This window comes from Amycolatopsis sp. NPDC102389 (assembly GCF_044765885.1).
Lineage (GTDB): Bacteria > Actinomycetota > Actinomycetes > Mycobacteriales > Pseudonocardiaceae > Amycolatopsis.
On the sequence record NZ_JBIWKX010000111.1, the window covers coordinates 1 to 11807 of the forward strand.

At 66.9% G+C, this 11807-nt stretch carries 9 protein-coding genes; 6 read left to right on the plus strand and 3 right to left on the minus strand.

Annotated elements, in window-relative coordinates:
• Positions 1-328: 328 nt before the first annotated feature.
• On the minus strand, positions 329-805 hold the full coding sequence (locus ACIRGA_RS40195) for a ribose-5-phosphate isomerase (RefSeq protein ID WP_400952562.1): 477 nt from the start codon (positions 803-805) through the stop codon (positions 329-331).
• Between the two features lie 638 nt (positions 806-1443).
• On the opposite strand from ACIRGA_RS40195, the gene ACIRGA_RS40200 reads away from it, so the two are divergent.
• The 5 genes from ACIRGA_RS40200 to ACIRGA_RS40220 all read left to right on the plus strand — a co-directional run bounded on the left by ACIRGA_RS40200 (position 1444) and on the right by ACIRGA_RS40220 (position 6962).
• Positions 1444-1992 carry a manganese efflux pump MntP family protein gene (locus ACIRGA_RS40200; protein WP_400952566.1) on the plus strand — a complete coding sequence of 183 codons (549 nt, stop codon included), beginning with the start codon at positions 1444-1446 and terminating at the stop codon, positions 1990-1992.
• 42 nt (positions 1993-2034) lie between these two features.
• Positions 2035-4281, plus strand: a complete 2247-nt coding sequence (katG, locus tag ACIRGA_RS40205) for a catalase/peroxidase HPI (protein ID WP_400952569.1) — start codon at positions 2035-2037, stop codon at positions 4279-4281.
• Between the two features lie 236 nt (positions 4282-4517).
• Positions 4518-4973 (plus strand): MSMEG_3727 family PQQ-associated protein, encoded by a 456-nt coding sequence (locus tag ACIRGA_RS40210; protein ID WP_400952573.1) that lies wholly within the window; start codon positions 4518-4520, stop codon positions 4971-4973.
• Between the two features lie 17 nt (positions 4974-4990).
• On the plus strand, positions 4991-6673 hold the full coding sequence (locus tag ACIRGA_RS40215; protein WP_400952578.1) for a PQQ-dependent dehydrogenase, methanol/ethanol family: 1683 nt from the start codon (positions 4991-4993) through the stop codon (positions 6671-6673).
• A gap of 91 nt (positions 6674-6764) precedes the next feature.
• Positions 6765-6962 carry a recombination activating protein 1 gene (locus ACIRGA_RS40220; protein ID WP_400952581.1) on the plus strand — a complete coding sequence of 66 codons (198 nt, stop codon included), beginning with the start codon at positions 6765-6767 and terminating at the stop codon, positions 6960-6962.
• Between the two features lie 6 nt (positions 6963-6968).
• On the opposite strand, the gene ACIRGA_RS40225 is transcribed toward ACIRGA_RS40220, so the two are convergent.
• Positions 6969-8363: a LytTR family transcriptional regulator DNA-binding domain-containing protein gene (locus ACIRGA_RS40225; RefSeq protein ID WP_400952584.1), complete on the minus strand. Its 1395-nt coding sequence runs from the start codon at positions 8361-8363 to the stop codon at positions 6969-6971.
• Positions 8364-8998: 635 nt separating this feature from the next.
• On the opposite strand from ACIRGA_RS40225, the gene ACIRGA_RS40230 reads away from it, so the two are divergent.
• Positions 8999-10450: a LytTR family transcriptional regulator DNA-binding domain-containing protein gene (locus tag ACIRGA_RS40230; protein ID WP_400952588.1), complete on the plus strand. Its 1452-nt coding sequence runs from the start codon at positions 8999-9001 to the stop codon at positions 10448-10450.
• 416 nt (positions 10451-10866) lie between these two features.
• Here the strand turns inward: ACIRGA_RS40230 and rpe are convergent, their stop codons facing one another.
• Complete coding sequence (gene rpe, locus ACIRGA_RS40235; protein WP_400952592.1) at positions 10867-11544, minus strand: ribulose-phosphate 3-epimerase; 678 nt, start codon at positions 11542-11544, stop codon at positions 10867-10869.
• Positions 11545-11807: the final 263 nt, after the last annotated feature.

Genomic DNA, 11807 nt, shown 5'->3' on the forward strand with positions numbered 1-11807 from the left:
TAGTTGCCGTGCGGGCGGGGCGCGGGGGGGTTGTGGTGGTGGTTGTGTCTACACCCCCCCCCCCCCCCCCCCCCCACCCACCCGCACCGACCATGCCACGTTTGCCTTACCCCTCAATAGAACCCCACTTGCCACTCGCGACCCCCGCGTGGAACTGCTCATAGAAGCATCAAACGGACATCTGGCCATCAGGATCTGTCCTAAATGGACACGGGGCGCCGGACCCGTGGTCGGCCGGGAGCTGAAGGCTCCTTTCACTGCATCAGACGCGGTGAAGGGAGCCTTCAGCCCGCAACGCCCCCAGCTCACAACACCCCCCGCCCAGGTCTTATGCCTCAAGTCCCGGCAGCGCGGGCGCCACGCCGGTGCGCTCGTACTCGGTCAGCAGATCGATCCGGCGCTGGTGCCGTCCGCCCTCGAATTCGGTGCCGATAAAGGCATCCACGATCCGTTCCGCCTCTTCGACCGTGTGCATCCGGGCGCCGATGCCGGCCAGCAGCGCGTTGTTGTGCTGCCGGGCGAGTGCGGCGGTGTCCACGTTCCAGGTCAGCGCGGCACGCGCGCCGGGCACCTTGTTCGCGGCGATCTGTTCCCCGTTCCCGGAACCGCCGATGACGATCCCGAGGCTGCCTTCGTCGGCCACGACGCGCCGCGCCGCCTCGACGCAGAAGGGCGGATAGTCGTCGTTCGCGTCGTAGGCGGCGGGCCCGACATCGATCGTTTCGTGGCCGAGGGCGGCGAGCCTTTCGACGAAGTGGTTCTTGAGTTCGAGTCCGGCGTGATCGGAGCCAAGGTAGATTCGCACGTCGGCAGTTTAATCCCGGATTCGGGGATCGACGGATCGCGAATCGGCCGATCGCCATCGGAAAGCCTTATAGGCCACGGTGAGGTTCTTATGAGCCCCGGCCGGGGCCCCTCGGCGGGGCTGTCCCCCTGGTCGGAGCGGGTGCGGCGCCCCGGGCCGTCCGTCCATCCGCCCACCCCGTTCGTGGGCTCCAGGACGCCGTTCGGCACCGGTTGCCACCCAGTGGTTCAAGGTCGGTTGCCCCGGCTTCGTTAAATCGAGGATGCTCTTTCATAGCCGCGAAATTTCGTGAGTTGGTCCTCGAGTTTACGCGGAACACGAATGCCCGGTCCGCCCCGTCGCCGGGCGTAGTCGACAGCGAGGAGGAAATATGAAGTGGGAAACTCCGGAGTACACCGTCGTCGAGGTGTGCGCTGAGGCCACCGGCTACTTCTACCGTGGCTGACGGCCGGGCTCCCGGGCCCGTGCTGTTCGTTTTCCCGTAGTCGCGGCAGGTACCCGAAAGCCTGCGGTTCGGCTACGCCGGCGTTGACGCAAGGCCCCGGATCGAAAACCTCGATCCCGCGGGGCCTTGCGTCACGCCCTTTTTTCGGCCTGCTCTCCCTGGTCACCCTGTATGCGCTTTCGAGGTGGTTCAGATGTCTCTTGAATTCCTGCCGCTGCTCGCGCTCGCCTTCGGGCTCAGTCTCGACAACTTCCGCTCGTCGATAGCCATCGGCACGATTCCGTTCGGCTGGCGGCGCGCCTTGCAGGTCGCCCTCGTCTTCGGGTTGTGGGACGCGTTGGGCCCGCTCCTGGGCGGGATCCTCGGCAGCTACCTGGGTGACTTCCTCGGGGATTGGGCGGAGTACATCGGCGCGGCGGCGCTGGGACTGTACGGCGTGTACTTCATCGTCGGGGCGATCCGGCATCCGGAGCCCGAGGACATGGATCACCCGTGGGTGACCCTCTTCGGCATGCCGCTTTCGCTGACCGTCGACAATTTCGTCGCGGGCGCCGGGCTGGGGATCGCCGGTTTCTCCCTCGTGGTCCCGATGCTGACGTTCGGCGCCATGACGGTGGTCATGTCGTTCGCCGGGCTGTACGTCGGGAGGATGGCCGCCAAGGTCGTCCGGATTCGCGCCGATCTGTTCAGCGGGATCTCGTTGCTCGGCGCCGCGATCCTGCTGCCACTGGTCTTCGGCTGACAGGACACTTCCTAGGCGGCGCTGGCATTTGGGGAGGCGACGATGCCCGAGAATCCCGATACCCACGTCTACCGGACCTACGACAAGGTCCTTGGCGAGACCCGGCAGACCCGGCGGCGGAATCATCCGGCGGCGGGCGGCGACGCGGGAGATTGGTGGCCGGATCGGGTCGACTTGACGGCCTTGCGCCGTCGGCCCGCGGACGACCCGCTGTTCGCGGACTTCGACTACGCCGAGCAATTCGCGACACTGGATCTCGGCGAACTGGCGCGTGACATCGACGAAGTGCTGACGACGTCGCAGGACTGGTGGCCTGCCGACTTCGGGCACTACGGTCCGCTCGTGCTGCGCATGGCCTGGCACGCCGCGGGTAGCTACCGCGCCACTGACGGCCGAGGTGGCGCGAGCGCGGGAATGCAGCGCTTCGCCCCGTTGAACAGCTGGCCGGACAACCGCAACCTGGACAAGGCCCGCCGGTTGCTGTGGCCGGTGAAGAAGAAGTACGGACGCAAGATCTCCTGGGCCGACCTGATGATCTTCGCCGGCAACCGGGCCTTGGAATCCATGGGGTTCAAGACTTTCGGGTTCGGCGGCGGCCGGGCCGAGGTCTGCGAAGCCGACGAGCTGTACTGGGGTCCGGAACGCAAGTGGCTCGCCGACGAACGCCACAGCGGCCTGCGCGAGCTCGACGAGCCGCTGGCGGCCGCCGAGATGGGGCTCATCTACGTCGATCCGCAGGGCCCGGCCACCAATCCCGACCCGGTGCTCGCGGCCCGCGACATCCGGACGACCTTCAAACGGATGGGCCTGAACGACGAGGAAACGGTGGCGCTCATCGCGGGCGGGCACACCTTCGGCAAGACGCACGGCCCGGCCGACCCGAACGCGACCGGTGGCCCCGAGCCCGAGGCCGCGCCGCTCACCGATCAGGGGCTGGGCTGGATGGGCGGCTGCCGCAGCGGTGTCGGGGCGGACACGGTCACCAGTGGGCTGGAAGGGATGTGGACGCGCACGCCCGTCCAATGGGACCACACGTTCCTCGAGACGCTGTTCGAGTACAAGTGGGACGTCGAGCTGAGCCCCGCCGGTCTGTGGCAATGGATCCCAAGCGACGGCCAGGGCGAGGGCACCGTGCCGGACCCCTTCGACCCGGACACGAAACACCATCCGGTCATGCTCACCACGGATCTCTCGTTGCAGGAGGATCCGGTCTACGAGGCGATTTCCCGGCGTTTCCTGGAGCATCCGGATCAGTTCGAGGACGCCTTCGCGCGGGCGTGGTTCAAGCTGACCCATATCGACATGGGTCCGAGCCGGCGTTATCTGGGGCCGCTCGTCCCGGCCGAACGGCTGATCTGGCAGGACCCGGTCCCGGAAATGGACCACGAACCGGTCGACGCCGAAGACATCGCCGTCCTCAAACGCGAGATCCTCGCTTCCGGCCTGACGGTGGCGCAGCTGGTGAAGACGGCGTGGGCATCGGCTTCGACGTACCGCGACAGCGACAAACGCGGCGGCGCGAACGGGGCTCGGATCCGGCTCGACCCGCAGCGCGGCTGGCAGGTCAACGAGCCCGAGCGGCTGGCTGTCGTGCTGTCCGAGCTGGAAGCGATCCAGCGGCGGTTCAACGAATCCCAGCGGGGGGACAAGCGAATCTCGTTGGCCGACCTGATAGTGCTCGGCGGGTGCGCCGCGGTGGAACAGGCCGCCGCGGCCGGCGGTCACGAGATCGAAGTCCCGTTCCGGCCCTGGCGCACCGACACGACCCAGGAATGGACCGACGTCGAGTCGTTCGACGCGTTACGGCCCAAGGCGGACGGCTTCCGGAACTACCTGGGTGACGGTTTCTGGGCGGCGCCGGAACATCTGCTGATCGATCGGGCGAATCTGCTGACCCTGACCCCGCCCGAGATGACCGTGCTGATCGGTGGGCTCCGGGTGCTCGGCGCGAACTACCGGGATTCCTCGATGGGGGTGCTGACCTCGTCGCCGGGAGTGCTGACGAACGACTTCTTCGTCAATCTGCTGGACATGGGGACGGAGTGGTTTCCGAGGCGGCACAAGGAGGTCTGGACGGCGGTCTACGAAGGCCGTGACCGAACCGGCGGTGAACTGAAGTGGATCGCGAGCCGGGTCGACCTGATTTTCGGCTCGAACTCCGAATTGCGGGCGCTTTCGGAGGTCTATGCGAGTGAGGACGCGGGCGCGAAGTTCGTCCGTGACTTCGTGGCGGCCTGGGTGAAGGTCATGGAACTCGGCCGGTTCGAGCCGCGGCGAGGGAGTCGATGAAAGTGTTTCACGACAAGGGTTTCCCGTTGAGTCGGGGCACGAACGGTACCTACCGCCGGGCGAACGGCGGAGCCGGGCCGGTCGGTGGCAATGGATATCGGAATGGCATTCGGCGGGGTAGGGTTCGAACTCGTTACAGAGGTCAAGCGCCGGATACGAACGTCGATTTCGTGTAGGCGACATTTCAGCGAATCTGTCGAAATAAGCATTTCCTGCTGACGAGGAGGTGAAGTCCGATGACGATTGCCCAGGAACGAGAAGATCTCCTGGCCGAGCTCGGCGGACAGAACAGGGCCACCATCGGTGCCGTGCTCGGGTCCGGAAGCATCGCCAAGGCGACCGAGCGTGCCGACGGGACGATGGAAGCGACCATCCGGATCCGTGAGGACGCGATGACGTGGGAGCCGGGCGTGCTGATCATGCCGCACGCCGGGATTCTCGAGCTGACGATCATCAACGACGACAAGAACACCCACGCCTGTCTGCTGCCCAGCAACGGCGACAAGCAGTTCATCGGCCTGCTGAACCACTCCAAGGGCACCGCGACGCTCGAACTCGACGGCCCCGGCTGCTACTGGTACGGCTCGCCGGCGGGTAACGACGAGGGCCGTGGCCTGACCGCCGCCATCGTCGTGACCGGCGAGGTCCCGCCGGAAGCCAAGCTCGACCGACCCGCCCAGCCGCGGCCGTAGAAAGGCAGGAATCACCCATGACTCTCGAATACGTCGACGCCGGAAAGGCGTTCGATCACAGTCAGCTCTCCAACCTGCCGCACAGCGCGCCGGACGTGACGCGCGGCGTCAACTACGAGCGCATCCTCCAGGCGCGCAGTGAATCGCAGAACTGGATCACCTACTACGGCGACTACGACGGCAAGCGGCACAGCCTGCTCGACGAGATCAACGTCGACAACGTCAAGAACCTGAAGGTCGCCTGGATCTTCCAGGCGAGCGCGACCGGCATGATCGCCTCCACCTCGACCTACGCCTTCGAGGCGTGCCCGCTCGTGGTCGACGGCGTCATGTTCGTCACCGGCTGGGACGGCTGGCTCTGGGCGCTCGACGCGAAGACCGGCGAGCAGCTGTGGCGCTACAAGCACGCCATCCCCATCGACGTCACGCTGTGCTGTGCCAACGTCAACCGCGGCTGCGCGGTGGCCAACGGCAAGGTCTACATGGTGACCCAGAACGCCCAGCTGGTCGCGCTCGACGCCACCAACGGCCGGAAGGTCTGGCAGAAGACCATCGGTGACGTGCGGGCGGGCGAGAGTGCTTCGATCGCTCCGCTGGTCATCAAGGACACGCTCATCACCGGTTCCGCCGGCGGCGAGTACGGCGTCCGCGGGCATATCGACTGCTGGGACCTGGAGACCGGCGAGCAGCGCTGGCGCACCTACACCGTGCCGAAGCCGGGTGAGCCCGGCTCGGAGACCTGGCCCGCCGACGGCGAGGCCTGGCAGCGCGGCGGGGCGAACCACTGGGTCACCGGAACCTACGACCCGGAGCTGAACCTCTACTACGCGGGCACCGGCAACCCGGCTCCCGACTTCGACGGCGAGGTCCGTGAAGGGGACAACCTCTACACCGACAGCGTGGTCGCGCTCGACGTCGACACCGGCGAGATCAAGTGGCACTACCAGTTCACCCCGCACGACCTGTGGGACTACGACTCCACCATGGAGATGACCCTGTTCGAGCGGGACGGCAAGAAGCTGCTGGCCCACTTCGACAAGAACGGGTACATGTTCGTCCTCGACCGCACCAACGGCGAGCTGCAGCACGTCACGCCGTTCGTCGACCGGATCGACTGGGGCGTCATCACCCGCGACGGCAAGGTGACCCCGCGGAAGTACCCGGACAAGGAAGGCGAGCCCTGCCACTTCTTCCCCGGCCCCGCCGGTGCGAAGGAATGGACGCACGCGTCGTACAACCCGGACCTCGACCTGTTCTACGTCCCGGTCGCCGACGTGGGCGCCACCGCCACCCGGCGTCGCCGTGAGTTCAAGGAGGGCATGCCCTACTGGGGTGCCGCCGTCGAGGTCGACATCGACAACATGGCCGGGTCGGTCAGCGCGTTCGACTCCCACGGTGAGGAGAAGTGGCGCCACCGGCTCAACAACATGCCGATGGCCGCGTCGACCCTCAGCACCGCGGGGAAGGTGGTGTTCGCCGGCACGCCTTCGGGTGAGTTCCTGGCGCTGAACTCGGAAACGGGTGAGAAGCTCTGGAGCTTCCAGTGCGGTAGCGGTCACCACAGCAGCCCGAGCACCTTCACCGTCGACGGCAAGCAGCACGTCGCGGTGCCGGTCGGCTGGGGTGGCTGGCTCGAAGGCATCGTTCCCGGCCTGTCCGGTCAGGGCCACGGCGCCGCGTTGATCGTTTTCTCCCTGTGACAGGGGATCTTCACTGAGATACCGGCCGGTGGCCGGGTCGCTCCGGCGGCCCGGCCACCGTTTCGGCGTTTCGGCCGACGGAGGTGCAACGATGAACCAGCCGACGACGACAACCCGCCAGGAACGGTTGCCGTGCCTGTACTGCGGGGAGCGTTACGGACCGGACGACGTCGCGCGGCACACCGAGCCGGTGCACTGCGAGCGCTGTATCACGTGCGTCGACAAACCCGAGTGCTTCGAATGCCGTCTCATGTACTGCGTCTGCGACGTACACCGGTACCGGGGCTGACGCCGGTCAGATCTCCAAGGCTCGGCGCACCATCGGCGCGTTCCGCCGGGAAACCGGCACCATGGTCTGTTCCCGGTCGTCCATGACCAGGAACAGTTCGCCCTTGTAGCGCCGCTCGACCTCCCGGATCCGGCTGAGGTTCACCACGTACTGGCGGTGCACCCGGAGGAACCCGGAATCGCTCAGTTCGGTTTCGAGCCGGTCGAGGCCCGGCGAGGCGGAACGCAACAGCCCTTGGTCGGTGGAGAGCCACACGTCGTTGCCGTCCGACTGCGCGAAGGAGACCTCGGGGAGCCGTAGCAGGACCATGCGGTTCTCCCGCGTCGCGACCATCCGGTGCGGCTGTGCGCGAAGGGGGGAGTCCTCGACCGTCCGCTGCACCGGCTCCCCGTCGGACACGCCGAACGCGACGATGTTGCCGATCAGGTGCCCGGCCAGGAAGACCGGCCGGAAGCTGATCGACGTCGGTTCGTTGGCGAGCCGGGTGCGGATCTGCGTCGAACCGGACCAGCCGGGATTGCGCGACGCCTGCGCGGCGGCGTATTCGGCCGCCCGGATGAACTCCGGCAGTTCCGGCTTCCAGCGGACCGCGGGATCGGGTGCCGGCGTGGAGCCCGGGATGCCGAGGAGCACGCCCGCGGTGTCGTCGGCGAGCACGACCCGGCCCGCGGGATCCACGGCCGCGAGCGGTGCCCGCGAGCCCGACCTGCTGTGGTTGAAGGCGGCGATCAGTTCGGCGCCGTCGTCCTTGGCGTGCTGGCGCAGGATGCGCTGGGTCTTCGCGGCGGCGTTGCCGAGCCAGGTCCCCACGGCTCCGGGAAGGTCGCCGCGCCAGCAGGAGATGTTGAGCACCGCGACCGGCTTCCTGGTCACCACGTCCCGCACCGCCACGCCGGCGCAGGTCCAGCCGTGGAAGGCCTCGCACCAGTGCTCGGCGCCGCGGATCAGCACGGGGGCGTAGGACATCAGCGCGGTCCCCATGCCGTTCGTCCCGGCGGCGCCCTCGGCCCAGCAGGACCACGGTGCCAGGTTGGCGCCGGCGGCGACGGCGCGGGTGGCCTGGTCACCCCATTGGGCCAGTACCCGGCCGGAGGCGTCGGTGATGGTCACGATGCCGCCGAGGGTGTTGACCTCGTGCGCCAGCGAGGCGGCGCGGAAGCCGAGCTCGGCGATCACGACGTCGTGCTCCAGGGCGTGCCCGACCTCGGCGACGGCCGCCGGGGCCTCGGTGAGGAGCGGGTCGACCCCGTACTGGTCACGGCACCGGTGCCAGGAGATCGCGATCTCCGGCCGCACGCCACGGAGGTCGTCCTCACCGCGCGCGAACCGCTCCCACGCTTCACGCGGGGTGGAGTCGCCGCGACTGTGCGTGGCCTGGCCTGGCCGGGCTACCTGTGCCATCTGAGACCGCCTTTGGTCTGGTGCCCGCCCGGACGGCGGACACCCGTCCGGTGCGGACGACCTGCTCGCGTATCGGGCCGGGTCGCGTCCCTCGGCCGCCGCCGCAAGCTAAACGCCCGCCGGATTCGAGGGCAACCGGCCTGGGACGAGCGCGGGTGAACGACCTACGAACGGTCGTGAAGTGATGACCAACGGCGGCCGTCGGCTCATCAGCGGTCGATCCGTTTCCGCGCCGGGGAAATCGTGTATCTCTAGTTATCGTGAGGTAAGGCGGACCTGACCCGGTGGTGTTGCCTCGCGGTGAGATGAAGATCTTTCCGGTTTCCGCTTCGGGTAGGCGATTCGATCAAGACGACGGTGTATTCGGGAATTCCCGGACGGGTGATCGTAAATCGAGAGCCCGTCCCTTTTGGACGACAATTTGCCTGCGGTTAACCGTGGAAGGGGTTCATCGGCTCGACGGCTGGGTACCTCCAGTGCCGGTCGCAGCCCGCCGATCAGGTGGTTCTACAACAATGTTTCCAAACGTTGAGAATGTGTATTGAAATCTCGTGTCGCACCGGGTTACCTTGTTTCCTCTGCCACTGCCCGGAGGTCCCAGGAAACCCCGGTGCGCGGGCGACAAGGAGGTCGCGATGACCGGGAGAGTGCCGCCGCTCGTGATCGCATCGAGTCGGCCCGGCAGACGTGACCAGGTGTCCGATGGTTCGCTGGTGACCACCTCCTCGGCGAGAGAAGTGGCCCGCGCGTGGGAGAACTTCGCCTCGGGCGAGGACATCGAGACGGGCGTCCGGCCCGAAATCCTCGCGTCGTGGTACCGATGCCGGGATCGGTACGAAGTGGACCGGAGACTGGACGTCGCGCCGGGAGCGACAGGCGACGAGGCCCAGCGGGCGGACAACGGCGTGATCTTCACCGCGCTCGGCGGTCTCGGTGCGTTGGCGGGCCAGGAAGTCGAACAGGATGGCGCCGTCGTCACCGTCACGGACGGGGATGGGCGGGTCCTCGGCGCCTGGGGCGATCCCTCCGCCCGGCGGCGAGCCGAGCTGCACAATCTCGCGCCATGGTCCTCGTGGTCGGAGGAATGTACCGGTACGAACGGAATGGGGACTTCGCTCGAAGTGTCCGGCCCGGTGACGGTCACCGGTCCGGAGCATTGGTGCGAAGCCTTTCACCAGTGGGCGTGCGCGGGTGTTTCGATCCGCGACATCGTGACCGGCGCACCGGTCGCGTCGATCAACATCTCGCGCTGGAACGCGTCGCTGTCCAAGTTCGTGCCGCCGTGGCTGACGAAGGCCGTCGCGTGCGTCGAGCAGGAGATCTATCGGCGCGCGATCTACGAAGCGGACAAGGTGATCGCCGAGTTCGCCAAGGAAAGCCCGCAGGACGGCGGTTCCTTCCTGGCCATGGACCGCGGCGGGAACATCATCGCCGCGAACGAATCGGCCGTCGCGTTGCTCGGGCTGACCGGCGAAACGCCCATCGTCGCGGGTGCGACCGAACCGGCGGAGCGCTGGACCCCGGACATTCCCGGGCTGCCCGACGTGGTGCGGTGGGCCAAAAAACAGGCGCAGGGAAGTACACAGTGGAGCGGCTACGCGCGGTTGCCGGTGTGTCCCGGCGAGGAACCCACCTCGTTGACCCTGCGTTCCGTCGTCGACTCGAATCACGTGGTGGGCCTGCTGTGCGCGTTCGGTGTGCAGGAAGGCGAGGCCTACGACGGAAGTTCCGACGACGTGATCGGTTCACTGCCCCGCTGCGTCATCGGGATGCGGAAGGACCGGCTGGTTTTGCTGGCTCCGTCTGAGATCCGCTACGCCGAAGCCGACCGGAACATCGTCTGGCTGGCCACGGAACGGGGCCGGATCCAAGCCGCGACCCGCGGCCTGGACAACGTCGAGCGGATGCTGGCACCGCACGGGTTCCGCCGGGTGCACCGGCGGTATCTGGTCAACCTTCGCCGGGTGGCCGAGCTGGAACGCGGGATCAAGGGAGAACTCTTCCTGATCACGGATTCCCGTTCTCCCGAACTGGTTCCCGTTTCGCGGCGCCATGCCCCGGATCTCCGGCGGATGCTCGGAGTGTGAAGGCGGGGCTCGGAGTCCGGCGCCGTGGCCGGGCTCCGAGACCTCGCTTCACGTCGCCGGCTTTGCCCTGGTGCTCGTGTCGCGAAAGCCACTTTCGGGACATCACACGTCGCGAAAGTGGCTTTCGCGACACGTCACCTTCGCCTTAACCCCACCGGCACTCGAAACGCCACTTATTGAGGGGTAAGGCAAAGGTGGCGCGATGGCCTGAGTGGCAGCAGCGAGCTTGCCGAAGAGGGTCGGCACGCTCCCGGGTGTCCATAAAGGACACTTTCTCCGGTTAAAGTGACCGATGCTTGCCACTCGCGACCCGCGCTTGACCAGGGTCGAAGGCTTCTTTGACCGCATTAGACGCGGCGAAGGGAGCCTTCATCCCACCATCCGCCCGTCCGAGAACGCCACGTTTGACTTACCCCTCAATAGGACCGTCCGCGCAGCGCTTCCACCTGACCGCGCAGTCCCTCCACGGCCCGTGCGGGATCCTTGGCCGCGTAGACGGCGGAGCCGGCGACGAAGCAATCGACCCCGGCCTCGGCCGCCTGCTCGATCGTGTCGGTGTTGATGCCACCGTCGATCTCCACCACCAGGTTCAGGTGGCCGGTGTCCACCATCGTCCGCGCCTTGCGCACCTTGCCGAGGACTTCGGCGATGAACTTCTGCCCGCCGAAGCCGGGCTCCACGGACATCACCAGCAAAGTGTCGTAGTGCTTGAGCACGCCGATATAGGGTTCCAAAGGCGTGTTCGGTTTGATCGCCAATCCCGCCTTCGCGCCCGCGGCCCGCAGGTTCTTCGCGAGCATGATCGGGTCTTCGGCGGCCTCGACGTGCACCGTGACGTTGTAGGAGCCCGCTTCCGCGTAGCCGATCGCCCACCGGTCCGGCTTCTCGATCATCAGGTGGCAGTCCACCGGGATGTCGGTCGCGGCCAGAATCGACCGCACGACCGGTAGCCCCAGGGTCAGGTTCGGCACGAAGTGCGCGTCCATGACGTCCACGTGCAGCCAATCCGCGCCGCGGCCGGGTTTTCCTTTCACTGCGGCCATTTCGTCGGCGAGCCGGGCGAAGTCGGCGGAAAGGATGGACGGGGCGATCAAGGGATTCTTCGTCACGACATCGAGCGTAAGACTCCCCGGGATCGGGGTGGTTATCGGTTGTGTGTATCGGGGGATTGTGTTTTCGGATGTGGCGGGGTGTTGCTGCTGTGGGGGTGGGGTGGTGATGGTGGTGGGGTTCTGGTTTTCCGTTGTGTGGTGAGGAGATTTGTTGTGGAGTTGCAGGTGGCGTTGGATGTGCTGGATCTTCCGTCGGCGTTGACGTTGGCGAATCAGGTGGCCGAGCACGTGGACATTCTGGAGTT

Bases quoted from the DNA above. Each gene is read 5' to 3' on its own strand.
- ACIRGA_RS40200 (WP_400952566.1), top strand. From the start codon at position 1,444: ATGTCTCTTGAATTCCTGCCGCTGCTCGCGCTCGCCTTCGGGCTCAGT.
- katG (WP_400952569.1), top strand. From the start codon at position 2,035: ATGCCCGAGAATCCCGATACCCACGTCTACCGGACCTACGACAAGGTC.
- ACIRGA_RS40210 (WP_400952573.1), top strand. From the start codon at position 4,518: ATGACGATTGCCCAGGAACGAGAAGATCTCCTGGCCGAGCTCGGCGGA.
- ACIRGA_RS40215 (WP_400952578.1), top strand. From the start codon at position 4,991: ATGACTCTCGAATACGTCGACGCCGGAAAGGCGTTCGATCACAGTCAG.
- ACIRGA_RS40220 (WP_400952581.1), top strand. From the start codon at position 6,765: ATGAACCAGCCGACGACGACAACCCGCCAGGAACGGTTGCCGTGCCTG.
- ACIRGA_RS40225 (WP_400952584.1), bottom strand. From the start codon at position 8,363: ATGGCACAGGTAGCCCGGCCAGGCCAGGCCACGCACAGTCGCGGCGAC.
- ACIRGA_RS40230 (WP_400952588.1), top strand. From the start codon at position 8,999: ATGACCGGGAGAGTGCCGCCGCTCGTGATCGCATCGAGTCGGCCCGGC.